Raw genomic sequence first — 25,034 nt, 5'->3', positions numbered from 1 at the left:
AACCGGGCTGTGGCCTTATATTAAGGCATTTCGTAACCGTTTCTAGGCCTTAAACCCTCGAATACCTTTGATTTCCAGAAAATCTTCCATACCGAAATCAGCAAACTCGCGACCATTCCCGGACTGCTTGTATCCACCAAACGGGATTGCCGTGTCCCAATCCGGGTCGTTGATCGAGACATTTCCTGCACGCAGACGCATAGCAACGGCACGGGCATGCTCCAGCTCCCCCTGAACATAAGCTGCAAGCCCGTATTCAGTATCATTGGCGATTTCAATCGCCTCTTCCTCGGTTTCATAAGGCAAAATCGAAAGGACCGGACCAAAAACCTCCTGCCGGGCGATGGTCATATCGTTGCGAACATCACCAAAAACGGTTGGCCGGACAAAATATCCGCGATTGATGCCGTCGGGCCGATCAGGCCCGCCGGTCACCAGTGTCGCGCCCTCGTCAATGGCAGCAGTAATAAGCCCTTGAATTTTATCGTATTGCTGTTGACTGACGACGGGCCCGAGGTCGGTATCTTTCGCCGTCGGATCACCGGTTTTCAGCGCTTCAGCCACACGCTTTGCGACCGCCAACGCCTTTTCATGGCTTTCGGAAGGCACCAGCATTCGAGTCGGTGCATCACAGGACTGGCCGGAATTATCGAAGCAGCCGCGCACACCGGCTTCGACAGCCGCTTCAATATCCGCATCCCGAAGCACAATGTTCGGCGATTTGCCACCCAGTTCCTGGCACACACGTTTGACGGTATCAGCCGCGGTCTTGGCAACCAGAATGCCTGCACGCGTCGAACCGGTGAAGGACACCATATCAACTTCCGGATGGCCTGCCATGACCTGACCGACATCCGGCCCATTACCATTGACCAGATTGAACACGCCCTTCGGCACACCTGCAGCATCCATAATCTCAGCAAAGATGATGCCTGAAACCGGCGCAATCTCGGAGGGCTTCAGCACAATGGTGCAGCCAGTGGCAATTGCCGGTGCGACCTTGGCAGCAATTTGATTCAGCGGCCAGTTCCACGGCGTGATCAGCGCGCATACGCCGATCGGCTCACGCACAATCAGCCCCTTGTTCCGCGCCTCGGAGAACGAAAAAGTTTTAAGAGCCTCGAGCGTGGATTTGATGTGCGAAGCGCCAACAGGCACTTGCGAGCCACGTGCAAATTCAACAGGTGCGCCCATTTCCTGACTGACAGCCATGACCAGATCGTCAAAGCGTGCCATGTAGCACTCAAGGATGCGCTCAAGCAGACCAACGCGGTCTTCGACCGACCACCTGGAAAAATCAGCAAAAGCCGACCGGGCTGCCTTTACTGCCTTATCAACATCACTGGCATTGCCAAGCGCGATCCGAGCAAACGCGTCTTCTGTCGCCGGGTTGATAACGTCGAGTGTTTTGGTGTCGGCAGGGTCGACCCATGCGCCATCAATATAGAATTTCAGATGATTTTGCATGAAGATCTCCTGCTAAAATTTTAAAATCAGCCCGAATGGTGATGCCCGATTCTAGCATTTATAGATAGGCCTCTGCCAGCGGGTCTGCAATCTTGGCGCAGGTTATTCCTGTTTCGGATCTTCCGGCAATTGCCAGTCAATCGGTTCAAGACCTTTTTCCAGCAGGAACTGATTGGCCTTTGAGAAATGGCGGCAACCGAAGAAGCCATTATGGGCGGACAGCGGCGAAGGATGCGGTGCTTTCAGCACCAGATGCTTCGATGTGTCGACAAACGAGGCTTTCTTCTGGGCATAAGCCCCCCAGAGGATGAAGACGACGTGCTCGCACTCCTCGTTGACCACACGAATGACAGCATCGGTAAACTGCTCCCATCCCTTGCCACGATGAGAGGCAGCCTGCGCCTGCTGAACGGTCAGAACGCTGTTCAAAAGAAGAACGCCCTGCTTCGCCCAATGCTCCAGAAAACCGTGTTTGACGGGCTGGAACCCGACATCGGCCTGAAGCTCTTTATAAATATTGACGAGGGATGGCGGCGTTCGCACGCCGGGCTGAACTGAAAAACAAAGCCCATGCGCCTGCCCCAGACCATGATAGGGATCCTGCCCCAGAATGACGACACGAACATTTTCCAGCGGTGTCAGGTCAAGGGCGCGAAAATACTCACTGCCTTTGGGGAATATGGTTTTTCCCGATTTCAGCTCGGTTCGTAGAAAACCTCTGAGATCTTCCATATAGCGACTTTCAAACTCCGGCTTCAGACGTTCTTTCCAGCCTTCATCCAGCCTGATTTCGCTCTCTGTCATCACACCCTATCCCTTGCCAGATGCTGTTATTGTTACCCTCACGGCCGCGGCGATGCAACTGCCTGCGAAACTCTCAAACCCGCTACGCGCGCTCCTGCGAAGCGGGTTTGAGTTGGCAAAAGGAGGACAAAACAATACAGCTCACCGCTTTCGTGTCGGCACTATTCGACGGGAAATCCAAACTGAGCAAGTTTACGGCGGCCTTCACCGTGGCGGCAAATGCATTTGCCAAGGCTCAAACTACCGCCCTTATCCCTAAGACGAAGGTCGCAGAGTGCGGAAGATTAGGCTCGACGATGACAGAACGGTAACAACACAGTCGGCTGAGGACGCAGGTTAGCTTCGCGGCTGAGCCGGACGGAATTCTCCACTGTCTGAAGCACTGGTGCCTGGCTGCTGAGAGTTATCCCTACCGCCTTGATCGTCGGCCCGAGGCTGCTGCATCTGCGGCGGCTGAGGAACATGTTGTAAAAATTGCCGCGCCGCAGCGAGAACCCCTCGGGCATCATTCATTGCTGTATTGGCCTGATTGATTGTGGAGCGCAAACTAGGCAACGGCTGTTGCCCACGAGCCTGAGCTGCTTCTCGCCTCAACTCTGTTCTATCTATCGCTCTCTGGCTCGGATGCTGTGGTCTCCAAGTTGGTGGTCGTGGCACGCGTTGTGACTGAGTTCCCGGTTGCGGCGCTTGTGGTTGCTGCGGACCTGGTTGCCAGTTTATTGGCTGCGGCGCTCGTGGTTGCTGCGAACCAGAGATCCCATCGTTTGGCATTTATGTATCTCCATAGCTATTTTGACACAGTCCTCATGTCTTTCTGGAACAGAATAAAGAAATCACTTTTACATATAAAATGGCGAATTATATTATTGATTTCCAATTTTATACCAAGAAAAAATGATCGAAACCTGTATGACCGAAGCGCCTCTCTGCCCTCAGGAAACATACGAAGACTTGTCGTGAGTGATTGACCAAGGCAAGGCTGCACGCCAAAGTGTCGACTGTGATCAAAAACGCACAATCTCCTATCCTTACAGAGGGTTTCGATATGTTGAATTTCAAAAAGGCCGCTCTGGCTGCTGCGACCGTTGCAACGCTCGCCGGCCTTGCAGGCGTTGCCCAGGCTCAGGACGCCGACGAGAAAACCGTCGCCATCACCTACATTGTGGAACACCCCGCACTGGACGCCGTGCGCGAGGGCATCATTGAGGGCCTCGGCGAGAATGGCTTCACCGAAGGTGACAATCTGAAAATCGTTGCCCGCTCTGCACAGGGCAATATGACCACCCAGACGCAGATCGCATCCGAGTTTGCCGGGCTATCGCCCGATGTAACTGTAGGCATCTCAACACCGTCTGCACAGGCTTTGAAAAATTCGATGGGCGATACGCCCGTGGTGTTCGCAGCCGTTACCGATCCGGTCGCAGCCGGCCTCGTTGAAAGCCCTGACGCACCGGAAGCCAATATCACCGGAACGTCTGATAACCAGCCCGCAGAACCTGCCCTTGAGATGATCAAGGCCTTTGTGCCTGACGCCGAAAAAATCGGTGTGATCTACAATCCTGGTGAAGCCAATTCCGTGGCCCAGGTGGAAGACATCAAGCGCGGCGCTGAAGCACTTGGTATGGAAGTCATCGAAAGCCCCGCTGCCCAGTCAACCATGGTGCCGGATGCAGCGCGCAACCTTGTTGGCAAAGCCGACGCGATCCTTCTGCCGACCGACAATTCGGTGATTTCGGTGCTGGAAGCCATCGTGACTGTTGGCGAGCGCGCCAAGCTGCCGGTATTCACAACGGATACGGACTCTGTTGAGCGCGGCGCCGTTGCAGCGCTGGGCTTTAACTATGGCGAAATGGGTGTTGTTACCGGACAGATGGTTGCCGATATCCTGAACGGCAAGGCAATCGCCGAAATTCCAGTCGTTGTTCCGGGTAACCAGGATCTTTACCTGAACCTGAAATCGGCTGAGGCCATGGGCGTCACCGTTCCCGACGAAATGAAAGCCAAAGCCAAGAAGGTCATCGAATAAAATGACGCTTTTCGCTCTTGCCGGTGCATTGGAGACCGGCCTGCTCTTCGCCCTCGTGGCGTTGAGCATTTTCATGTCATTCCGCGTGCTTGATTTTCCTGACCTGACGGTCGATGGCAGTTTCCCACTGGGCGCTGCCGTTTCGGCGGCTGCCATCATCAATGGCGTCGATCCGTTTATTGCGACGTTTCTCGGCGCTATGGCCGGTGCAGCGGCTGGTTTCGTCACAGGCCTTTTAAATGTCCGCTTCGGGATCATGAACCTGCTGTCCGGCATCTTGATGATGGTTGCGCTGTTTTCGATCAATCTTCGCATCATGGGCCGGCCGAACCTGCCAGTCTACGGTCACGACACCGTGTTTACCCGCGCCGATTCACTCTTTAATGCCGGGCTGTGGAGCAATTCGATCCTGCTTCTGCTTTTCGCTGTTGGCGCAAAGCTGATCATTGACTGGTTTTTAAAGACAGAAATCGGCCTTGGTTTGCGCGCGTCCGGCGAAAACGCGGCCATGGCCGAGGCACAGGGCATCAAAAACGGCGCGATGACTCTGCTCGGCATGTCGATTGCCAACGCACTTTGTGCCCTTGGCGGCTCGCTTTTTGCGCAGATGCAGGGCGTGGCGGACGTCACCATGGGTGTTGGCACCATCGTCACTGGTCTTGCAGCGCTGATTATCGGCGAAGCCATTCTCGGGCGCCGCACGGTGTTTCTGGCGACCCTTGGCTGCATTATCGGCGCGGTCGTCTACCGCCTGTTCATTGCGCTTGCGCTTTCAGCCGGCTTTATCGGCATTCGCCCACAGGACCTCAATCTGATCACCGCCATTGTTGTGGCTGTTGCTGTGGTGCTCTCGCAAAGGCGCGGCAACAAAGGCCGTCGCAAGCCGTTATTCAAATTCCGGCTGGTACGCGGTGACCGGGCCACAGAAGAAGGGGCAGAATAATGCTGCGGATGACCGATATCCATATTACCTTCAATGCCGGAACCGCAACCGAGGTGAAGGCGCTTCGCGGCATCACCACCGATATCAACGAGGGCGAATTCGTAACCGTGATCGGCTCCAACGGAGCAGGAAAGTCGACCCTCCTGTCCACGGTCGTCGGCACGGTGAAACCTGATACCGGCTCGGTCTATCTCGATACAGATGATGTCACCGACTGGTCTGCAGCCAAACGCGCGCGCCATGTTGGCCGGGTTTTTCAGGAGCCGCGGCTTGGCACCTGTTCGTCGCTGTCGATTGAAGAAAATCTGGCCCTTGCTGCAGCCCGTGGAAAGAACCGGGGATTGCGGCTTGCTCTTGGTAAAAAAGGCCAGAAGCAGATGTTTGCCGAACATCTGGAGAAGCTTGGCCTTGGACTTGAACACCGTATGGGCACACCAATCGGCGCGCTGTCCGGCGGTCAGCGTCAGGCTGTCAGTCTGCTGATGGCAACGCTTTTGCCGATGAAAATCCTGGTGCTTGATGAGCATACAGCCGCACTCGACCCATCGGCCGCGCACAAGGTTCTCACCCTTTCTGCCGAAATTGCACAGGAACGTAAGCTGACCACGCTGATGGTGACGCATTCCATGCGGGATGCACTGGCTTACGGCACGCGCACGCTGATGATGAATGCCGGGCAGATTGTTCTCGATATCAAGGGCGAAGAACGCTCCAGGCTGAAGGTGACCGACCTTCTGGAACGCTTTGGCCGGGCGGCAGGCACCGAAATCGATGACGATCAGTTGATGCTGACATAATGCCCGACAAAAAAGGGGCGGCTGACCCAAATCAGCCGCCCAGTCGGGAGGATCGCGCGATTTAAAAACAGGATGGATGGTCACGCGCAATTTCCATCCAAGAGCGCCGCCGACCGAAAATGCGGCGCTGTTTCTTCAGCGTATGCGGTCGTTCAGGCGACCGCCCTGCTCTTGCCTTCTGCCACGAGACCAGCAGCCCTGGATTCGGCCAGCACCTCGGCAAAGCCCATCATGAACGGGCCAACTCCTTTAATATCGTCAGCGCGAATAGCCTCGGTCAGATAATATCCGGGTGTGCCGTCGCGAATGACACCACCGAAGGCTCCCAAACCGGCGACACAAACGATCTTTCCAAGAACCCGGCGGCCGCTCTCATCGGTTTCAAAAGCCTTGCGCACCAGTGTTTCAAAAGCCTGATCGCCAATTGCGGCATCCACTCCGGCAAGGCCCAGACGGCGGCTCTTCATATAGGCATAGGCAAACATGGCCGTTGCCGAACTCTCCGCATAATTGCCACCCATTTCCGGCTTATCTGTCACCTGCAGCCAGCGTCCGTCGGCAGTGGTCATCCCACCAAGCTGCCCGGCGAGTGCCGCCCAGCGCGCAATCAGACGATTGCGTTTTTCGCCATCCGGCAGGTTTTCAATGATATCGACCAGTGCCATCGCGGCCCAGCCAATCGCCCGCGACCAGTGTGCCGGTGCCTGTCCGGTTTGGCTGTCGGCCCACGGCTGAACACGCGCAGAATCATAAGCATGACGATAGAGCCGGCTTTCCGGGTCATAGGTCACATCGAGGCCAGCCAGAAGCTCGTCAGCGGCTTCTTCAATCAGATGTGGTACATCGAAGGCCAGACCATATTCGAGTTTGAACGGCAGCCCCATATAAAGCCCGTCAAGCCAGACCTGCTCCGGGTAGCGATGCTTATGCCAGTGCGGGCCTTCCTTGGTGCGCGGATGTTTTTTAAGCTGTTCGACCAGCGTGTCAGCAGCTTTTTTATAACGCTGATCCTCGCTGTTTCGCGCCAGCCAGACCAGCGCACGGCCGGACAGAACATTATCAATGTTGAAATCTTCCAGCACGTACCCGGCCATAACGCCGTTTTCATCAACCTGCGCACTCACGAGGCGAACCAGATGATCAAACCAGCGCTTTTCACCTGTGGTTTCATAAAGTGCGATCAGACCGCGATAAAGGCAGCCATCTTCATAGCAAAGCGGGCCGCCCTTATAAGCCTCGTAATCGCGGGCATATTCATCGCAGTAACGCAAAAGCGCCTGCTGGTAGAATGGTTCCACTGACGCCTCGCGCTCAAAAACCACATTCGTCGCGGTCACAGATGCGTTTTCAGCGATAATGCCTGCATGGCGAACGGGATCGATCTGGCAGGCCATGACCGGCGGCTGGGCGATAGCATGTGGCGCATAAGAAACTGTGTAATCTTCAATCGTGACGTTCTCGATCGGCATCTCCGGCAACCCGTAAAAAGCCGCCGCAGAGGTGTGAACATTGCGCGCAACAACACGACGCATCGTGATATCCGACATGCGCGGTGTAACATCAGAAACAGCATCCGGATCGCGAGACTGTACATAGTCGGATTTGCCATCACTATCGCAGAAGTAAAACGCGTTCATTACGAACGGGCTGACGACATTGTCCATTTCACAGTCTTCCATCAAAATCTGTGAAACAAAACCACCACGGCCGCGCCGGGTTTTAACCCTGAACCCGCGGTCAGTATCGCGCATTTCGCAGCGAGCGACAGTGACATTGGAAACCGAGCCGCTCATTTCCGAGCCGACAACGACACCGCCGTGGCCGCGCTCCATAAAGCAGTTCTCAATCCAGATATTGCGTGTTGGACCATCCAGCCCGCCTTTAGGGTCGCGCTTGCCAGCCTTGATGGCGATACAGTCATCTCCAACAGAAAAATGAATGCCGCGCATAACAACATTGGTGCAGCATTCAGGATCAAAACCGTCCGTATTCGGCGAATCCGGATCGCTTTCGATCTTCACGTCGGCAACCAGCATATTTTCAGTAAAGACAGGGTGCACCATCCAGGCGGGAGAGTTGCAAATCGTGGGACCTGTAACAGTGATGTTTTCACAGCCGCTCAGGAACAGGGTCCGGGCACGGCGCGCACCGTTGCGGGTTTCCTTGTGCCAGGTCCACCAGTCGCCGCGATCACCGCCGGCATCAATCCGTCCGGGACCGGTGATCGTGATATTTTTCTGATCAATCGCAGTGATAACGGAGGCATAGCAGGGCTCTGCAACACCTTCCCATGTACCGAGCACCCGGCCATCGTCATGGCGCGCGGGAAGGATCGGATACTGATCACGGTCTGCAATGCCATAAAGGACAGCGTCTTCAGCAAGATAAAGCGTGATACCGCTTTTCAGAAAGAGCGGCCCCGTGCTCCAGACACCGGCACCGAAAAACAGCGTTGAACCGGCAGGCAGCGTATCAAGTGCGTTCTGGATGGCCGCGGCATTGTTCGGGCTTTCCGGTGTCGCGCCAAACTCGGTAATATCGGCAAAGCGGGCTTCTGAAGTAGTATTAAAGGCCAGGCCTTCGTCACCGATTTCAAGACGATAATCGCTTGCCGGTTCCAGACCGAAGACACTGAAGACTGTTTTCGCGGTCTGGCCTTTTGCAACAGTGTCACCAGAGGCAGCGTCTACGACGCGCCAATCAAGCGTATCCTTCAGGAAGTATTTGGATTGCCTCGAAAAGGCAGCAAAAGTCACCGTCCTCGCCGAAACGGCAAGCAGCTCAATGGCGGTCATGTTCTTCGTCCAATCAGGTAGGCGGAGGAAAGGGCGGCAGAAAACCGCCGCCCTTCGTTATTTCTAGCGGTTCAGCCGATCAAGAACGTCGTTGACGTTGTAGATAATGTCGTCGGCAGCTGTTTCGGCGTCGATCTGGCCATAGGCAAACTCCTCGAGCGTATCGCCGATCGCCTGAGCAATCTGCGGATGTTCGAAGTATGGCGAAATCGTTGGTCCGGTTGCATCCAGAATGATCTGGTGAGCTTCGATCTGTTCCGGAGCGATTTCACCGGCTTCCATCAGCTGATCAAAGGCTTTCTTTGAAGCCGGGAGACCACGGGTTGTGCCCAGAATGTCAATTGCGCCCTCATCGTTCAGGAGGCAGTTGACGACTTCAGCAGCGGCTTTCTGGTTGTCGGAGTTCTTCGAGATCGAGAACAACATGGATGGCTTACGATAAACACCATCATTGGTTGCGCCTTCAGCAAGAAGGATGCTGGATGGAACCAGTTCCTGACCTTCCTGCAGCGGGTCGGAAATCTTGAAGTAAACCGTGTCCCACTGATAGGTGCCCGCAATGTGACCATCAGACCAGTTGGGGTTTTCGTTCAAAACCAGATTGCCGCCTGCAGCGACCTTCGGCCACGGAATGATCACGCCTTCATCTGAAAAGCGCTTGTACATGTTCAGCGCCTCAACAAGCTCATCCATGGAGTAGTTGAGCTCCAGCGTTTCCGGGTCGATCATCGTTTTGCCGGTCTTCTGTGTCAGATAAGCTGTCATAAGAAGACGGGCATCAAGGCCATCCTGACCCGTTGCTTCGTAAGGATAGTAGTCCTCACCCAGCTTTTCCTTGAACACCTTGCCTGCTTCTTCCAGCTCAGCCCAGGTGGTCGGGATTTCCAGTCCGGCTTTTTCAAACGTAGTCTTGTTGAACCACGGCAAACGGCCGGTGATGGAAAGCGGCAGACCCTGCAGGTGGCCATTGACGGTGGATGTTGCCAGCTCGGCATCGGTCCACTGTGACAGATCAATCGTGTCGGAAAACTCGTTCAGATCGGCAAAGCCCTCGCCCGTGGGCGTGAACAGTGGGAGCCAGGGCCAGTTGATCTGCATGATGTCGGCCTCAGTGCCGCCGGCAAGCTGCGTGGTAATTTTTTCCTGGTGACCTGACCAGCCGGTGAATTCCGGCGAAATCGTGTGACCAAGCTTTTCACCGCAGTATTTCAAAGCTTCCTGCGTGGCAAGGTGACGGCTGTCACCGCCCCACCAGGACATGCGGAGATCCGCAGCCTGAACGGCGGAAAGTGAGGTTGCGGCCATCAGGCCAGCCAGTACAGTCATCTTCAGTTTCATAGTATCCTCCCTAAAAAAGATGATCGTCAGACGTTATGCCGAAAGCGAGATGTTCTCGCCGGTACGACGGTGGAAAATGTGCATCGCGTTTTCACGCGGTTTCACGCGGATCTGCTGATCGCGCTGATACTGTCCCTCCATGCCGGATGCAGGCACCACAATCGTGAAGGACTGATCCTCCACCGTGACATAAAGGAAAATTTCGTGCCCCATGAACTCGACGTGAGAAATGCGGCCAAGCAAACCCTCGCCGTTCTCGGGATCGACAAGATCAAAACTCTGCGGGCGCAGGCCGAAGGTCACTTCACTCGGTGCATCTTTGTCGATACGAGATAGCGTTTTTTCATCCAGCTTCAGCACTTGCGTGCCGATGCGGATCGTACCGTCGCTACCAAGCGTCGCATCGCCGATGTTCATTTCCGGCGAACCGATGAAGCCAGCCACAAAAGCATTCGCAGGCTTCTGATAGAGCGTGTAGGGATCGGCAACCTGCATGATCCGGCCTTCCTTCATCACGCAGATACGGTCTCCCATGGTCATGGCTTCTGTCTGGTCATGCGTGACGTAAACCACGGTTGAATGCATACCTTCTTCAAGAAGGCGTTTATGCAGGTCGGTAATGCGCACGCGCATAGAAGCGCGAAGCTTTGCATCGAGGTTTGACAGCGGTTCGTCGAACAGGAACACCTGTGGCTTCTTGATCAGCGCACGGCCAACGGCAACACGCTGGGCCTGACCACCCGACAACTGCTTTGGCAGTCGTTCAAGGTATTCCTCAATCTCCAGGATGTGCGAAACGTCATCCGTCGCCGCAGCAATCTCATCTTTCGGCGCGTGCTTCAGGCGAAGACCGAAGGACAGGTTGTTCTTAACCTTCATATGCGGGTAAAGCGCGTAGTTCTGAAACACCATGGCAATACCACGCTGTCCGGGTGCCTTGTCGTTGACAAGATCATCACCGATGCGAACTTCACCGCCGGAGATGCGCTCCAGACCGGCAATCATACGCAGCGTGGTGGACTTGGCGCAGCCGGACGGGCCGACGAGCACCATGAATTCACCGTCTTCGATTTCCAGGTTGATGCCATGCACGGCCTGGAATTTGCCATAGACCTTTTCGAGGTTTTTCAGCTCAACTTTAGCCATGGTTCTTATCCTTTAACTCCGCCTGCGGAGATCCCTTCGATGAAATATTTCTGCGCCATGAAGAACACGACGAGGGCGGGTGTGATTGCGAGGACCGACATTGACAGGATCTTGTTCCAGGCAAATGCCTCAGTGGTGTCGATGGAAAGCTTCAGCGCCAGCGATACCGGGTACTTGTCGACAGATGAGAGATAGATCAACGGACCGAGGAAGTCGTTCATCGTCCACATGAACTGGAACAGGCACACCGAGATCAGCGCCGGTGTCAGAAGTGGCACCACAATGAACAGCAGCGCCTGCCAGCTGGATGCACCGTCAACGCGGGCAGCCTCTTCCATGTCACGCGGGATAGCGCGCAGGAACTGAACCAGCATGAAGACGAAGAAGGCATCACCGGCGAGTGCAGATGGCACCCATAGCGGCAGGAAGCTGTCGAGCCAGCCGAATTCACGGAACAGCAGATACTGGGGAATACGGGTGACGACGTTCGGCAGAAGCAGGATCGCGATCAGCGAGGCGAACAGCACTTTCTTGCCGGGAAATTCGAACCGGGCAAAACCGTAGGCAACAGCCGTTGCCGAAATCGCCGTTCCGATCATTTTCGGGATCAGGATCAGGAAGGTGTTCAGGAAGAACCGGCCGAACGTATAAGGCGTCGAGGTTCTCCAGCCTTCAATATAACCGCTGATGGTCGGGTTCTTCGGCCAGAAACCGGCACTGGCGAACATCTCCGAATTGGTCTTGAACGAGGCACCGATCAGCCAGATCAGCGGATAAAGCATGATCAGCCCGACGGCGAACAATACGATATAGCGGATGATCGAAGAGAGTAGGACCTTGCGCTGCTCATTCTTGCGGGCGCGGGCGGCTTCCAGATCTTTCGCAGAAATTGTTGCGTTTGACAAAGCTTCGGTCATTTCTCAGCTCCTCTTGTCGCCAGCGTAGTAGACCCAGTGGCGGGACGACCAGAAAGCGATCAGTGTCAGAACCATGATGATGGCAAACATCACCCATGCGATTGCCGAGGCGTAACCCATGCGGAAGTTTTTAAACGCTTCGTCGTAGATGTAGAGCGGCAGCAGGTAGGTTGATTTCAGCGGACCGCCACCGGTGATGATGTAAGGACCATTGAATTCCTGGAAGGCCTGAACCGTCTGCATGATCAGGTTGAAGAAGATCACCGGCGTAATCAGCGGCAAAGTGATGAAGAAGAAGGTTCGCCATTTGCCGGCACCATCAATCGCAGCCGCTTCATAGAGCGAATTATCAACGCTTTGCAGAGCAGCCAGGAAGATCACCATGGCCGAACCGAACTGCCACAGACGCAGAAGCGTGATCGTGAACAGCGCGTTGTTGGGATCGCCGAACCAGTTGACAGCCTGAAAACCAAGGCCTTCCAGCATCATATTGACGAGGCCGACATCGGCAAACAGATAGCGCCACAAAACCGCAATTGCGACAGAACCACCGAGGATCGATGGAACATAAAAGGCGGTGCGGAAGAAGTTGATGAACTTCAGCTTATAGTTCAAGATCACCGCAATCAGGAGTGCAAAAGCAAGCTTCAGCGGAACAGTGGAAAACACGTAGATCAGCGTGACGGTCAGCGATTTGTTGAACGTCCGGTCATGCGTGAAAAGCCGGATATAATTTTTCAGACCGACCCAGTGCGGCGCACTCATCAGGCTGTAGTCGGTAAACGACAGCACAAACGAAGCGATAAAGGGTACGGCCGTGAAGAGCAGGAGGCCTATAATGTACGGAGACAGATAGGCCAGGCCCATGAAACGATTTTCGCCGCTCATGACTTGGTCCCCATGACTGTGAACGGATTTTCGGAACCCCTCCCGAAAGCCACGATCAGTTTATTGCGCTGGAAAAGAGCCGCCAAAAGACGGCTGGCGCAGACGAAGGTTTTGTGAGAGATGAACGGCAAAACGGGCCGTTCGGGTTGATATGCCATAGCGACCCTGCCAGTGGCGCTTTGGCGTTTCGCATCTGCCATAGTCGGGTCGAAAGGTGCGCTCGGGCAAGAAGCAGCATTATACCGCTCACTGGCAGATCCCGAAAGACGCCCTCTTTTGCTGATCCGTGCACTGAAAAGGGAATGCAGGACCCGACCTTCAAAAGGCATATCGATTCTGTTTTGGCGTTGCCAGACAGGGGCGCAGCTCCGGCAATTCATTACCGGGCGCATTGTCGCCGAAACCAGCGACCCTCCTCCCCATCGTATTTTATGACACGCCTTTATATGTTCTGAATTGTGCATGGCGCATGCAGACAGACAGCGGAATTAAACCGATTAAACTCGTTTTACTCCCATGCCTGTACTGTCCTCCCAGTCTGAATATTCGTTTCAACGTCTGGAATTTGACGTTTCGACTGCTAATAATCATGGATGGCGCGAAATTGGGAATAGAGGGTTTCGGACAAAAAGATGGACAAAATCGAAGGTGGCATTCTTGACGGACTTGCGGTTAATGCGCTGAACCTCACATTAACCCGCTCAGCCATCAAAATGCTGCACACGTCCACGTGGACAACGGACAAAATCAACCGGGTCCATGACCTTGTAATCTGCCTCACCGGTCGGGCTGAATATGAAATTGACGGCGAAGCTTTCGAGATGAAGCCAGGCCGGGCGATGCTGATTCGTGCAGGACAACGCTTCATCGGCCGGTCCCTGTCGAAAGAGCTTTATACCGGCGTGGCACAGCATTTCAGAGCTGAAGTTTTCGGCCGCATGGACCTTCTGGACCAGCTGGAATACCAAAAATGGGTCGACCTGCCGCGCTGGGACATGATCGAACCTCTGGCGCGACACTACCGCGAGTCGGTACCACTCTCCTCCACCACGTTCAGCCAGCACCATATGTTTATCGTGCTGCTGACAGAATTTATCGAAGCTGCATTCATTCGCTGGAAGCCGCAACAGGATGTGTCGGTCAACAGCCCGGACAGCCTGTCTCTGTCAGTGATGGTCGCGGCCAGTCAGATCGCAGCAGATCCGATCAGCGAAGATACGGTAACCCGCGTACTCGAAGGCATCCCTTACAATGAAGATTATTTTCGCAGGGAATTCAGAAAGCAGGTCGGCCTGACACCGCCGAAATATCAGGAGTTCAAGCGCATGGAACGCGCCATGGCGCTTCTAGCAAGCGGACAGAGCGTCAAACAGGCCGCCGCCTTCGTCGGGTATTCCGACAGCTACTACTTTTCTCGCATGTTCAAGCGCTATATCGGCGTCAGCCCTGCTGGCTACAAGATACTGCAGAAGCGCCATCAGGATGGTGGCTTCCCAAGGGGGGAAGAGGATGGCATGACCCTCTACCCTCTTTTGAGACCGAACGACTGACGTTCCGTCGCTTGATGTTAAAAGCTCAGCTTTTTGATGCCGATTGCTTCGATGCCTGCGGATACATGTAAACCCTGACCTCCGGATAACCGAACTTGTGGTCATCTTTTGAATCTGCCGCATCAATAAGACCGACAACCACAACACCAAGCAAGCCACCGGAAGCAGCCGAATTCAAGCGGTTGGAGCTCGTGATGTCATAAGCCGAAACAGTTTTAACTCCGTCCTTGTATCCCGGAGCTTTGCACCGCACTTCAATCGGGCGCGATGCATAACCATAATTGGGAACCTTAACCTGCGCTGCCGTTTTAACTTCAGCGGTATATCCTTCACTGGAAACCGTGCAAGGTATTCCCTCAAGCTCTTCGTTCTTTGATCTGCCTGTTTCCTCGTCACGCAGAACAGCAACGGCACGAACGGTCACGTAGTCGAATCCCCTCACCTCCGGGATATCCTGACCGGCTGCACGCTGAGCGGCCAGCACATCGCCATGTTTGACTGACGCGACAGTCGGGGTTGCATCCACAACCATAGAAACCGGCTTAGCGGTCTGACACCCTGCGATCAGCGGCAGAATGAGGCAAAGAGGCCTGTAATCAATCATTTAATCCCTCACTAAAACAACTAAAGCGAGTTATTGATTAATGCCATCTCCATCTGGACGCGTCTATTAAATCGCCTTAACGAACGTTAGCAACATCTGGTTTTAATTTAAGGTTGTATTTTTGCCACAATTCAACACGGATGCGCGCTGTCCGAGACATACGAAAAGAGCGGTGATATGGTCTCGCCATCTCACCGCTCCATTGCCGCAAATTCATTCCCGCATCGAAAATATAGCGGGATGGCTAACGCGCTACTTCAGGCATCGCTCAGATAGCCTCAGGGACCAGAGCGCCACGGGCACCGATGACGCGGGCAGAAAGTGCTGAAGCCTTCTCAAGCGCCTCAACAAGAGGAGCACCTGCCATCAGGGCCGAAATCAGACCAGCATTGAAGCTGTCACCGGCAGCGGTGGTATCAACAACATTCTCAGACGGTGTCGGATCAAAGGTTACGGGCCCGGCATCGGCATCTTCTGCAAAGATCGTATTGGGGCCGTTTTTAACGATGACGGTTTTGACACCCTTCGAACGATAGCGTGCAATGGTTGCTTGCGGGTTCTCATCACCGAAAATCGTGCCATCCTCATCAAAGGACGGCAGGACGATATCGCTGACGGCAGCGGCCCTGGTGATCGCTTCCGCCATCACCTCGCGTGACGGCCACAGACGCTCACGCATATTCGGATCAAAAGCCACAACAGCACCGGCCTTGCGCGCTTCCGCAAGAACCGACAGAAGAATGTCACGATGTTCGGGATAGATCACCGCCATGGTGATGCCGGAAAACAGGATCAGGCCCTTGCCTTCGACGGCCTTTTCAAGCGCAGACCGGTCCTCTGCCAGAAGCTTGGCAGCCGACATATCACGCCAGTAGGAAAAGCTGCGCTCTCCGTTTTTAAGTGCGATCATATAAAGCCCGACAGTGCGATCGTCGAACCGGCGGATGCTGGAGGTTCCAACGCCCGCATCTTCCATAAAGCTTATCATTGCACCGGAGATTGCATCCGTGCCTGCACCGGTAAAATAGTCGACAGAGAAGTCTTTCGGCAGAAGCTTTGAAAGATACCATGCCGAATTGAAGGTATCGCCGGCAAATCCTCGCCGATAGGCCCCGTCTTCGCGCGGCGCCATCTCGACCATGCATTCGCCGATGCACATGATTTTGGGAGGCAGTTTTTTCATTTTTCGTCCGTTTCAAAAAAACCGGGATGGGTCGTGTGGATTCGCTCAACGATGCCGGCAATGCGGGAAAGGTGAAACCGCATTGCCTCGACTGCAGCATCAACATCGTTTTCCTTTATGGCTTTGACGATGCCTTCATGTTCTTCGAGCGCGTTGTTCGCAGTAAATGACAGCGAGAGAAAGCGCACCCGGTCCATATGCGCCTTGTGTTCGCGGATCAATGACCAGGTGTAACCATGGCCGGAAAGCTCAGAAATGATCTTGTGGAATTCGTCATCCAGTTGATGAAACAGCGCCTTGTCGCCCGCATCATAGGCTTCGCGCTGCTGTTCCAGCATTTCATCAAGGACCTTCGTGTTGCACTCCGGTCCCATTTCCACCGCGGCCCTGACCGTTGCCATTTCCAGCGAGGTGCGGATAAAATGTGCCTGCATCACCGCCTCAATCGAAATCGGTGTCACAAGCGTTGCACGTTGCGGCCGTATAAGCAGGAAGCCCTGCTGCGATAAACGGTAAAACGCATCGCGAACGGGCTGACGCGAAACTCCAAGCTGCCGCGCCACCTCAACTTCCGAAAGTTTGGCGCCAGGCGGCAGATCCGTTTCAACAACTTGTTTGTAAAGGTGCTCATAAACCAGATCCGTCACGGATGGAGAGCGCGTCGGCTCCAGAGCCCCGATATTTAGTTTTCCGGCCATCACGACCTCCATTGACACTTGGTGCATACTAACATATTAGTTTTCTCGTGAAATGCAATCGCGCTTTTTCAGCCGCGACACCAAAGCCCATCTGGGGAGGTCAAAATAATGCTCGACAAAGACCGGCTCTTTCCGATCGAACCGCGTGCACGGGATATTGCACGTTCGCTTTACAATGAAGTCAGCACACTTCCGATCGTCAGCCCGCACGGTCACACGGATCCGCGCTGGTATGCTGAAAACGAGCCCTTCCCGGACCCGGCCAAACTTTTCGTCGTTCCCGACCATTACGTCTTCCGCATGCTCTGCTCGCAGGGTGTTGACCTGACTTCTCTGGGCGTTCCGCGTGCAGATGGCGGCGAAACAGAGACCGACAGCCGCAAGATCTGGCGCCTGTTTGCCGAGAACTTTTACCTGCTGCGCGGCACACCAAGCCGCGGATGGCTGGAACATTCCTTTGAGCATGTTTTTGGCCTGACCAAACGTTTTGGCCCGGAAACAGCGGACGAATTTTACGACCACATCAATGATTGTCTGCAGAAGCCGGAATTCCGCCCGCGCGCTTTGTTTGAACGCTTCAACATCGAAGTGATCGCGACAACGGAAAGCCCGCTTGATGATCTGAAATGGCACAAGATGATCAAGGAGTCCGGCTGGACCGGCGGCAAGGTGGTAACGGCCTACCGTCCCGACCCGGTTGTCGACCCGGATTTTGAAGGTTTTGCCGGGAACATCGAAAAATTCGGTGAAATGGCCGGCGTCGACGCCACAAACTATGACGGCTATCTCGAAGCCCACCGCATTCGCCGTGCGTTCTTCAAGGAATATGGCGCAACATCGACCGACCACGGTCATCCGACCGCACGCACGGAAGATCTGCCGAAGGCTGAAGCCGAAGCTCTTTTTGAAAAGGCGCTTAAGGGAAAATGCTCTGCTGAAGAAGCCGATGCCTTCCGCGGCCACATGCTGACGGAAATGGCACGCATGAGCATTGAAGATGGTCTGGTCCTGCAGATCCACCCCGGATCGATGCGCAACCACAATGATGACGTGATGGCACGGTTCGGGCGTGACAAGGGTTTCGACATCCCGACCCAGACCAACTACGTTCGCGATCTCCGTCCGCTTCTCAATGCCGTTGGCATGAACCCGAAGCTTTCGATCATCCTGTTCACGCTGGATGAAACCAGTTATTCGCGTGAGCTGGCACCGCTCGTCGGTGTTTATCCGTCACTGAAAGCAGGTCCTGCCTGGTGGTTCCATGACAGCCCTGAAGGCATGCGTCGCTATCGCGAAATGATGACGGAAACTGCAGGCTTCTATAATACAGTTGGCTTTAACGACGACACGCGCGCATTCTGCTCGATCCCCGCGCGCCATGACGTTGCCCGTCGTGTCGACTGTGCATTTCTGGCGACACTCGTCGCCACGGGGCGCCTCGCTGAGGACGAAGCGCCCGAAGTCGCGCGCGACTTGGCCTACAATCTGGTCAAGCGCGCATACAGGCTGTAGCAACAGCCATTTTCAAGCAGGGCGAGGACCTTATGAAAAGCTTGAAAGAACTGGGAGTGGGAATTGCAACCGTCGCGATCATTGCGACGGGGGCCATTTCGGCAAATGCCGCAGATATGACATTGCGCTCGTCGGATACGCATCCGGCGGGCTATCCGACGGTTGTCGCCGTCGAATATATGAGTGATCAGCTGGAAGAGTGCACCAATGGCGGCCTTGCCATTGATGTTTACGACTCAGCTCAGCTCGGGGAGGAAAAAGACACAATCGAGCAGGCCCGCTTTGGCGTTATCGATATGCTGCGCGTGAGTCTCGGGCCGTTTAACGGTCTGATCGAAGAAACGCAGGTTCCTTCGCTACCTTACATCTTCCGTTCCGTCGACCACATGCATACGGTCATGGATGGCGAGATCGGCGATGAAATCCTGGCTGCCTTCGAACCTTACGGGCTCGTGGGACTGGCCTTTTATGATGGTGGCTCGCGCTCCTTCTACAACCGCGAAAAGCCAATCACCTCGATGGAAGACCTCAACGGTCTTAAATTCCGCGTGATGCAGTCCGACATCTTTGTCGACATGGTCAACGCACTGGGTGCTAACGCAACCCCGATGCCCTATGGCGAGGTTTACTCCTCGATCCAGACCGGCGTTATCGATGGAGCAGAAAACAACTGGCCGTCCTTTGAATCGTCCAGCCATTACGATGTCGCCCCATACTATACGCTCGATCAGCACCTGATCGTGCCGGAAGTGCTGGTGATGTCGAAAACCACATGGGACAAGCTTTCACCGGAAGATCAGGCCTGCGTACGTAAAACGGCCAAGCAATCGGTCGAGTATCAGCGCGAAAAATGGGCTGAGCGTGAAGCCGAGTCCGAAGCCATCGTCCGCGAGGCTGGCGTCGAGATCATCACCGATATCGACAAGACCCCGTTCATTGAGGCCATGGGCCCTGTCTACGAAAAGCATGTCACCAGCGAGAAGCTGAAAGACATGGTCAGGCGTATTCAGGAAACCCAGTAAGCACAGATGGGCGCGGCGGTTTGATCGCCGCCGCGTTCTCTCCTCGGGGGAGTAAAAACAGTGCAACAGACAATGAAATCAATAGCGCGGGTGCTGGGTGTTGTCGCCAACATCGCGCTTTGGGGGGCAGCCATCGGCCTCACGCTGATGACGATCTTCATCGCATGGCAGGTCTTTGGTCGTTATGTTCTGAATTCAACGCCGATCTGGACAGAGCAAACCTCTGTTCTTCTGATGGGCTGGTTTATTTTCCTTGGCGCGGCCGTCGGCATCCGTCAGGGCTATCATCTGAGCTTCGACATTCTGATCCATGTCGTTCCACGTAAGGTGAAGCTCACCTTCTTCACCATTTCCGACTTCTTCGTCATCGCCTTTTCCGCTGGCATGGTCATCTACGGGTCCCAGCTGGTTGCCGGAACCTGGAGTGCGACCACACCAGCGCTCGGTATTCCCGGTGGCATTGATTACCTGTCGCTGGTCTGCGGCGGTGCACTCATGTCCATTTTCTCGCTCGAACGCATTGCAAGACGTTTCGCGGGACTTCCGACAGCACGGTTTGGCGAAACCGATCTTTTTGACGAGGAGTGACGATCATGGAACTGATAGTCCTATTCGGCACCTTCGCCTTCCTGCTTTTTATCGGAACGCCGGTTGCCTTCTGCCTTGGAATTTCATCCTTCGCCACAATTCTCTACCTTGGCCTTCCGCCACTGGTGGTGTTTCAGCGTTTGAACTCCGGTGTGTCGGTTTTCGCGCTGATGGCGATTCCTTTCTTCATCTACGCCGGTGAAATCATGGTCCGCGGCGGCATCGCCCGGCGCCTTGTAGCGCTTGCCGGTGCAGCGGTCGGACATTTCCGCGGTGGTCTTGGCCAGGTCAATATTGCTGCATCGGTGCTCTTTGGCGGCATTTCCGGCTCTGCTGCAGCTGATGCGTCAGCCATTGGCGGCCTGATGGTGCCGCAGATGCGTGAACGTGGCTATGACGCGGACTACGCGGTGAACATCACTGTGACGGCGGCTATGATCGCGCTGATGCTACCGCCGTCTCACAACCTGATCATCTATTCGATCGCCGGTGGTGGCCGTATCTCGATTGCCGATCTGTTCACGGCGGGCATCATTCCCGGCATCATTCTGGCGCTGGCACTTATGGTGGCCGCTTATTTTGTGGCAAAGAAGCGTGGTTATCCGACGGAAAAGTTTCCGGGTTTGAAGATGGCCGGGCATCTGTTTCTGGATGCAATCCCTGGTCTGATCCTGATTGCCATCATCTTCGGTGGTGTACGCTCCGGTATTTTCACCGCATCAGAAAGCTCCAATATCGCTGTGGTCTATGCGATTTTGTGCACGATCTTCCTTTACAAGACGATGGACTTCAAAGCCTTCGTCGAAGTAACGGTCGGTGCGGTCAAAACGACAGCAATGGTGCTTCTGGTGATTGGTTCTGCCGCCTGCTTCGGCTGGCTACTGGCCTATTTGCGGGTGCCTGCAAACATCGTCGCCTTCATGCAGACGGTTTCGGAAAATCCGATCATCATCATGCTCCTGATCAATGTCGCCCTTCTGGTTCTGGGTACATTCATGGACATGTCACCGCTGATCGTGATCACAACGCCGATTTTCCTGCCGGTTGCCTCTGCCTTTGGCGTCGACCCGGTTCAGTTCGGTGTGATCATGATCCTGAACCTCGGCATCGGGCTTTGCACACCGCCTGTGGGATCTGTGCTTTTTGTTGGCTGCGCAGTCGGCAAGATACCGGTTTCACAAGCCATCAGAACCATCTGGCCGTTTTATTTCGCAGCCGTCTTTACTCTGCTGCTGGTGACTTACATACCAGCGCTGACCCTCTTCCTGCCATCATTGTTCCATTAGGAGAAAAACATGGCTGAAACCCCGATCAAACAATTCCCCGCCGTTGATGCCGGCGGGGGAGTTATGCGCAAGGTTGTTGCAGACAGTGCGGAACTAATGGTTGTCGAGTTCCATTTCAGTGAGGGTGGAGAAGGCAGCCTTCACAGCCACCCGCATGTACAATCAACCTATGTGCAGTCGGGCCGTTTCAAATTCACCATTGAGGGTGAAAGTTTCGAGATCGGTCCCGGCGACAGTTTCGTGATTCCTTCCAACGCAACGCATGGCTGCCTAGCGCTGGAAAAGGGCACGTTGATCGACACCTTCACGCCCCGCCGTGATGATTTTCTTTAACATTTGAGGAGAAGACGATGCTTAATATCGAAATCCGCCACGCTATTGACCCGGTTACGGCCAGTACGTTTGACACGTCCGAGCTGCGCGAGCATTTTCATGTCAGCGACATCTTCGTACCGGGTGAAATCAATCTGATTTATACGCATTACGACCGCATGATGGTCGGCGGCGCCTGCCCCGGCGACAGTACGCTGGAGCTGGATCACGTTGCCCCCTGCGGTACAGCCTCGGTTCTCGACCGCCGCGAAATGACCATCGTGAAGCTTGGCGGCCCCGGAAAGGTCACCTGCGATGCTGAATACGATATGGTGCACGGCGACATGCTTTACCTGGGCATGGGCGCAGGCAAGATCACCTTTTCCGGTGAAGGCCGCTTTTATATCATCTCGGCTCCGGCCCACCAGACCTACCCGTCGCGCCTCATCAAGATCGCAGAAGCTGCCAATGTCACTCTCGGCTCTTCGGAAAACTGCAATGAACGCACGATCTATCAGTTCGTCCACCCTGACGTGATGAAGTCCTGCCAGCTTGTTGTCGGCATGACCAAGCTGCAGAAAGGTTCCGTCTGGAACACCATGCCGGCCCATGTGCACGATCGCCGCATGGAAGCCTATCTTTACATTGACCTTGATGAAGATGCGCGGGTCTTCCACATGATGGGCGAGCCGGACGAAACACGTCACATGGTCCTGAAGAACGAGGAAGGTGCAATCTCCCCGTCCTGGTCGATCCACTCGGGTGCAGGTACATCCAACTATGCGTTCATCTGGGCCATGGCTGGCGATAACGTCGATTACAAAGATGTTGAAATGGTATCCATGGAGACGATTAAGTAATGGCTATTTCTTTTTCTCTTGAAGGTAAGCGCGCACTGGTGACAGGCGCGAACACCGGCATCGGTCAGGGCATTGCAATTGCTCTCGGCCAGGCAGGTGCTGAAGTCATATGCACCAGTCACGTTGAATCGGATGAAACGGTCAAGATCATCAAGGACGCTGGCGGCAAGGCCGTCAGCGAAATCCTCGACCTGTCAGATCCGATGAATGGCAAGAAATTCATTGAGGCCTATGACAAGCCGATTGATATTCTGGTCAACAATGCCGGCCTGATCCGTCGCGAAGACGCAGTCGATTTCTCGGAAAAAGACTGGGACGACGTGATGGATATGAACATCAAGGCTGTGTTCTTCACCTGCCAGGGTTTTGGCAAGAAGGTTCTGGAACGCGGCGGCACTGGCAAGATCGTCAACATCGCTTCGATGCTGTCGTTTCAGGGCGGCATTCGCGTTCCCTCCTATACCGCCTCAAAAAGCGGTGTAGCCGGTGTTACCAAGCTTCTGGCGAATGAATGGGCCGCGAAAGGCATCAATGTGAATGCCATCGCGCCAGGCTACATCGCCACCAACAATACAGCCGCACTGCGCGCAGATGAAAAGCGCTCTGCGGAAATTCTCGGTCGTATCCCGGCAGGTCGCTGGGGCTCCCCGGAAGATATGGGGGGAACGGCCGTATTCCTCGCCTCGCCAGCGGCTAATTATATCCATGGCGCGGTTCTTAATGTCGATGGAGGCTGGCTTGCCCGCTAATGTGAAAGACCTTCCCCGCCTCAAACGCCCGGACGTTGAACGTCCGGGTTCGGGGATTGTGCATCTGGGCCTGGGAGCGTTTTACCGCTCCCATGGCGCCATTTATTTTTATGAAGCTATGAAGAAATCCGGCGGTGACTGGGGTATTGTCGGCGTCAACCTGATGACTCCGCCGCTTCAGCGCGAGATTTTCGAGCCGCAGGGCTTTGCCTACACAGCTGTCTCGCTGGCACCTGATGGCATCAAGCCGCAGGTTATCCCGGTTCTCAATGATGTGCTCGACGCACCTGAAGACCCGGAAGCCGTACTGACACTGATGGCCGATCCGAAAATCAAGATCGTCACATCGACGGTGACTGAAAAAGGCTACTGCCATTTCCCGTCAACCGGAAAGCTCAACCGTGAGCATCCGTTCATTCTGGAAGACCTGAAAGATCCGAACAAGCCGAAGTCGGCAATCGGATATATCGTTCGCGCACTGGATCGTCGCCGCAAGGCTGGTATCCGTCCGTTTACGATGATGAGTTCGGACAACCTTCCCAATAACGGCCATGTCGTCCACGCCGTTGTCGTCGAACTGGCTGGCATGATCGATCCTGAGCTTGCCGAATGGATCGAGAAAGAAGTCACCTTCCCCTGCACCATGATTGACCGGATTGTTCCGGCTACCAAGCCGGAAGATATCGAGCAGGTTGCAGAACTGACCGGCGTTTACGATCCGGTTCCGGTGATGCACGAGCCCTTCCGCCAGTGGGTCGTTGAAGGCAAGTTTGTCGACAATGAACGCCCGGATATCGGTGCAGCCGGCGCGCAGTTGGTTGAAGACGTAACCCCGTTTGAGCATATGAAACTCAGATGCCTGAACGGTACGCACTCCTCGATTTCCTATCTTGGTTATCTGGCGGGCAAGGAAACCATCTTCGAAACCGTTTCCGATCCGGTGTTTGCAGCCTATTGCAAATTCCTCTGGGAAAGAGAAATCATCCCGGCTGTTGACGCACCGCCCGGTGTCAGCCTTGAGGAATATACCGCCGCTCTGTTCGAGCGGTACTCAAACCCGTCGATCCAGCATCGCACATGGCAGATCGCCATGGATGGTTCACAGAAGCTGCCGCAGCGTATTCTGGAGACCGTCGCTGAGGATCTGGAAGCCGATCGTCCGGTTCCCGGCCTTTCGCTCGCGATTGCTGCATGGATGCGCTATGTCGGCGGTGTGGACGAACGCGGCAACCCGATCGATGTGCGAGACCCGCTCGCCGAAAAGCTGAAAGCGCTTTCAGACAGCGGCGAAACACCACGCAAGAAGGTCGAAGCGATGGTCGCCGTCGACGACGTCTTCCCCAAGGTTTTGCAGGAAAATAAGGCATTCGTTGAAGGCCTCGTCTCTGCATATGAGGGACTTGTCGAAAAGGGTGCACGCGTTATGGCTGAACAGGTCGTTGCCTAAAGCTGATGTTTGGGGTGGCGAAAGCCACCCCTTGCCCGAATGCAAAAAGAATCCGGCCTGGTAACTCTTCCGCCAGAAGCCGGCCATTATGAATAGCGGGTC

General features: G+C 54.8%; 22 protein-coding genes. 12 read left to right on the top strand and 10 right to left on the bottom strand.

The window, feature by feature from the left end; genetic code table 11:
• Positions 1-42: 42 nt before the first annotated feature.
• Together EDC90_RS09765 and ung are read right to left on the bottom strand one after the other, a co-directional pair.
• Positions 43-1,467, bottom strand: a complete 1,425-nt coding sequence (locus EDC90_RS09765; protein WP_132310999.1) for an aldehyde dehydrogenase family protein — start codon at positions 1,465-1,467, stop codon at positions 43-45.
• Positions 1,468-1,569: 102 nt separating this feature from the next.
• The gene (ung, locus tag EDC90_RS09760; RefSeq protein ID WP_132310997.1) at positions 1,570-2,271 is read right to left on the bottom strand and encodes a uracil-DNA glycosylase; all 702 of its coding nucleotides are present in this window, start codon (positions 2,269-2,271) and stop codon (positions 1,570-1,572) included.
• A gap of 1,045 nt (positions 2,272-3,316) precedes the next feature.
• Between ung and EDC90_RS09755 the strand changes: the two genes are divergently transcribed.
• From EDC90_RS09755 to EDC90_RS09745, 3 genes are read left to right on the top strand one after another with little or no spacing between them, the layout of a single operon-like run.
• Entirely contained in the window at positions 3,317-4,297 is a 981-nt protein-coding gene (locus EDC90_RS09755) for an ABC transporter substrate-binding protein (protein ID WP_132310995.1), read from the top strand.
• A gap of 1 nt (position 4,298) precedes the next feature.
• Positions 4,299-5,240, top strand: a complete 942-nt coding sequence (locus EDC90_RS09750; protein WP_132310993.1) for an ABC transporter permease — start codon at positions 4,299-4,301, stop codon at positions 5,238-5,240.
• A complete protein-coding gene (locus EDC90_RS09745) occupies positions 5,240-6,037 on the top strand; it encodes an ABC transporter ATP-binding protein (RefSeq protein WP_132310991.1) in 798 nt (265 codons plus the stop codon). The genes EDC90_RS09750 and EDC90_RS09745 overlap by 1 nt, the downstream gene beginning before the upstream one ends.
• Before the next feature lie 152 nt (positions 6,038-6,189).
• On the opposite strand, the gene EDC90_RS21495 is transcribed toward EDC90_RS09745, so the two are convergent.
• The 5 genes from EDC90_RS21495 to EDC90_RS09720 all read right to left on the bottom strand — a co-directional run bounded on the left by EDC90_RS21495 (position 6,190) and on the right by EDC90_RS09720 (position 13,121).
• Positions 6,190-8,832: a glycoside hydrolase family 88 protein gene (locus EDC90_RS21495; RefSeq protein ID WP_348633696.1), complete on the bottom strand. Its 2,643-nt coding sequence runs from the start codon at positions 8,830-8,832 to the stop codon at positions 6,190-6,192.
• A 63-nt stretch (positions 8,833-8,895) separates the two neighbouring features.
• Entirely contained in the window at positions 8,896-10,170 is a 1,275-nt protein-coding gene (locus EDC90_RS09735; protein ID WP_132310989.1) for an ABC transporter substrate-binding protein, read from the bottom strand.
• A 33-nt stretch (positions 10,171-10,203) separates the two neighbouring features.
• Positions 10,204-11,316: an ABC transporter ATP-binding protein gene (locus EDC90_RS09730; protein ID WP_132310987.1), complete on the bottom strand. Its 1,113-nt coding sequence runs from the start codon at positions 11,314-11,316 to the stop codon at positions 10,204-10,206.
• A 5-nt stretch (positions 11,317-11,321) separates the two neighbouring features.
• Entirely contained in the window at positions 11,322-12,233 is a 912-nt protein-coding gene (locus EDC90_RS09725) for a carbohydrate ABC transporter permease (protein WP_132310985.1), read from the bottom strand.
• 3 nt (positions 12,234-12,236) lie between these two features.
• Positions 12,237-13,121: a carbohydrate ABC transporter permease gene (locus tag EDC90_RS09720; RefSeq protein WP_132310983.1), complete on the bottom strand. Its 885-nt coding sequence runs from the start codon at positions 13,119-13,121 to the stop codon at positions 12,237-12,239.
• A 632-nt stretch (positions 13,122-13,753) separates the two neighbouring features.
• On the opposite strand from EDC90_RS09720, the gene EDC90_RS09715 reads away from it, so the two are divergent.
• On the top strand, positions 13,754-14,671 hold the full coding sequence (locus EDC90_RS09715) for an AraC family transcriptional regulator (protein ID WP_132310981.1): 918 nt from the start codon (positions 13,754-13,756) through the stop codon (positions 14,669-14,671).
• Positions 14,672-14,696: 25 nt separating this feature from the next.
• On the opposite strand, the gene EDC90_RS09710 is transcribed toward EDC90_RS09715, so the two are convergent.
• From EDC90_RS09710 to EDC90_RS09700, 3 genes are all read right to left on the bottom strand, one after another.
• Positions 14,697-15,275, bottom strand: a complete 579-nt coding sequence (locus tag EDC90_RS09710; protein ID WP_132310979.1) for a hypothetical protein — start codon at positions 15,273-15,275, stop codon at positions 14,697-14,699.
• 268 nt (positions 15,276-15,543) lie between these two features.
• The gene (locus EDC90_RS09705; protein WP_207903886.1) at positions 15,544-16,458 is read right to left on the bottom strand and encodes a sugar kinase; all 915 of its coding nucleotides are present in this window, start codon (positions 16,456-16,458) and stop codon (positions 15,544-15,546) included.
• Positions 16,455-17,156: a GntR family transcriptional regulator gene (locus tag EDC90_RS09700; protein ID WP_132310977.1), complete on the bottom strand. Its 702-nt coding sequence runs from the start codon at positions 17,154-17,156 to the stop codon at positions 16,455-16,457. The genes EDC90_RS09705 and EDC90_RS09700 overlap by 4 nt, the downstream gene beginning before the upstream one ends.
• 108 nt (positions 17,157-17,264) lie before the next feature.
• On the opposite strand from EDC90_RS09700, the gene uxaC reads away from it, so the two are divergent.
• Genes uxaC through EDC90_RS09660 form a run of 8 tightly spaced genes read left to right on the top strand, consistent with a single transcriptional unit; the run spans position 17,265 to position 24,932 of the window.
• Positions 17,265-18,668: a glucuronate isomerase gene (gene uxaC / locus EDC90_RS09695; RefSeq protein ID WP_132310975.1), complete on the top strand. Its 1,404-nt coding sequence runs from the start codon at positions 17,265-17,267 to the stop codon at positions 18,666-18,668.
• 32 nt (positions 18,669-18,700) lie between these two features.
• On the top strand, positions 18,701-19,690 hold the full coding sequence (locus tag EDC90_RS09690; RefSeq protein ID WP_132310974.1) for a TRAP transporter substrate-binding protein: 990 nt from the start codon (positions 18,701-18,703) through the stop codon (positions 19,688-19,690).
• A 60-nt stretch (positions 19,691-19,750) separates the two neighbouring features.
• A complete protein-coding gene (locus EDC90_RS09685; protein ID WP_245511013.1) occupies positions 19,751-20,278 on the top strand; it encodes a TRAP transporter small permease in 528 nt (175 codons plus the stop codon).
• Between the two features lie 5 nt (positions 20,279-20,283).
• Positions 20,284-21,564 carry a TRAP transporter large permease gene (locus EDC90_RS09680; RefSeq protein ID WP_132310972.1) on the top strand — a complete coding sequence of 427 codons (1,281 nt, stop codon included), beginning with the start codon at positions 20,284-20,286 and terminating at the stop codon, positions 21,562-21,564.
• A 9-nt stretch (positions 21,565-21,573) separates the two neighbouring features.
• Positions 21,574-21,897: a cupin domain-containing protein gene (locus EDC90_RS09675; RefSeq protein ID WP_132310970.1), complete on the top strand. Its 324-nt coding sequence runs from the start codon at positions 21,574-21,576 to the stop codon at positions 21,895-21,897.
• Between the two features lie 17 nt (positions 21,898-21,914).
• A complete protein-coding gene (gene kduI / locus EDC90_RS09670; protein WP_132310968.1) occupies positions 21,915-22,736 on the top strand; it encodes a 5-dehydro-4-deoxy-D-glucuronate isomerase in 822 nt (273 codons plus the stop codon).
• On the top strand, positions 22,736-23,485 hold the full coding sequence (gene kduD, locus EDC90_RS09665) for a 2-dehydro-3-deoxy-D-gluconate 5-dehydrogenase KduD (protein ID WP_132310966.1): 750 nt from the start codon (positions 22,736-22,738) through the stop codon (positions 23,483-23,485). The genes kduI and kduD overlap by 1 nt, the downstream gene beginning before the upstream one ends.
• Positions 23,475-24,932, top strand: coding sequence for a mannitol dehydrogenase family protein (locus EDC90_RS09660; protein WP_245511012.1), 1,458 nt, complete (start codon positions 23,475-23,477; stop codon positions 24,930-24,932). Before kduD ends, EDC90_RS09660 begins: the two co-directional genes overlap by 11 nt.
• The last annotated feature ends 102 nt before the right edge of the window (positions 24,933-25,034 follow it).

It is taken from the genome of Martelella mediterranea, from assembly GCF_004342225.1.
In the GTDB taxonomy this organism is placed as follows: Bacteria; Pseudomonadota; Alphaproteobacteria; order Rhizobiales; family Rhizobiaceae; genus Martelella; species Martelella mediterranea_B.
The sequence above is the reverse complement of the archived record's forward strand: the minus strand, read 5'-3'. Positions and strand labels throughout refer to the sequence as shown.

Bases quoted from the DNA above. Each gene is read 5' to 3' on its own strand.
- EDC90_RS09765 (WP_132310999.1), bottom strand. From the start codon at position 1,467: ATGCAAAATCATCTGAAATTCTATATTGATGGCGCATGGGTCGACCCT.
- ung (WP_132310997.1), bottom strand. From the start codon at position 2,271: ATGACAGAGAGCGAAATCAGGCTGGATGAAGGCTGGAAAGAACGTCTG.
- EDC90_RS09755 (WP_132310995.1), top strand. From the start codon at position 3,317: ATGTTGAATTTCAAAAAGGCCGCTCTGGCTGCTGCGACCGTTGCAACG.
- EDC90_RS09750 (WP_132310993.1), top strand. From the start codon at position 4,299: ATGACGCTTTTCGCTCTTGCCGGTGCATTGGAGACCGGCCTGCTCTTC.
- EDC90_RS09745 (WP_132310991.1), top strand. From the start codon at position 5,240: ATGCTGCGGATGACCGATATCCATATTACCTTCAATGCCGGAACCGCA.
- EDC90_RS21495 (WP_348633696.1), bottom strand. From the start codon at position 8,832: ATGACCGCCATTGAGCTGCTTGCCGTTTCGGCGAGGACGGTGACTTTT.
- EDC90_RS09735 (WP_132310989.1), bottom strand. From the start codon at position 10,170: ATGAAACTGAAGATGACTGTACTGGCTGGCCTGATGGCCGCAACCTCA.
- EDC90_RS09730 (WP_132310987.1), bottom strand. From the start codon at position 11,316: ATGGCTAAAGTTGAGCTGAAAAACCTCGAAAAGGTCTATGGCAAATTC.
- EDC90_RS09725 (WP_132310985.1), bottom strand. From the start codon at position 12,233: ATGACCGAAGCTTTGTCAAACGCAACAATTTCTGCGAAAGATCTGGAA.
- EDC90_RS09720 (WP_132310983.1), bottom strand. From the start codon at position 13,121: ATGAGCGGCGAAAATCGTTTCATGGGCCTGGCCTATCTGTCTCCGTAC.
- EDC90_RS09715 (WP_132310981.1), top strand. From the start codon at position 13,754: ATGGACAAAATCGAAGGTGGCATTCTTGACGGACTTGCGGTTAATGCG.
- EDC90_RS09710 (WP_132310979.1), bottom strand. From the start codon at position 15,275: ATGATTGATTACAGGCCTCTTTGCCTCATTCTGCCGCTGATCGCAGGG.
- EDC90_RS09705 (WP_207903886.1), bottom strand. From the start codon at position 16,458: ATGAAAAAACTGCCTCCCAAAATCATGTGCATCGGCGAATGCATGGTC.
- EDC90_RS09700 (WP_132310977.1), bottom strand. From the start codon at position 17,156: ATGGCCGGAAAACTAAATATCGGGGCTCTGGAGCCGACGCGCTCTCCA.
- uxaC (WP_132310975.1), top strand. From the start codon at position 17,265: ATGCTCGACAAAGACCGGCTCTTTCCGATCGAACCGCGTGCACGGGAT.
- EDC90_RS09690 (WP_132310974.1), top strand. From the start codon at position 18,701: ATGAAAAGCTTGAAAGAACTGGGAGTGGGAATTGCAACCGTCGCGATC.
- EDC90_RS09680 (WP_132310972.1), top strand. From the start codon at position 20,284: ATGGAACTGATAGTCCTATTCGGCACCTTCGCCTTCCTGCTTTTTATC.
- EDC90_RS09675 (WP_132310970.1), top strand. From the start codon at position 21,574: ATGGCTGAAACCCCGATCAAACAATTCCCCGCCGTTGATGCCGGCGGG.
- kduI (WP_132310968.1), top strand. From the start codon at position 21,915: ATGCTTAATATCGAAATCCGCCACGCTATTGACCCGGTTACGGCCAGT.
- kduD (WP_132310966.1), top strand. From the start codon at position 22,736: ATGGCTATTTCTTTTTCTCTTGAAGGTAAGCGCGCACTGGTGACAGGC.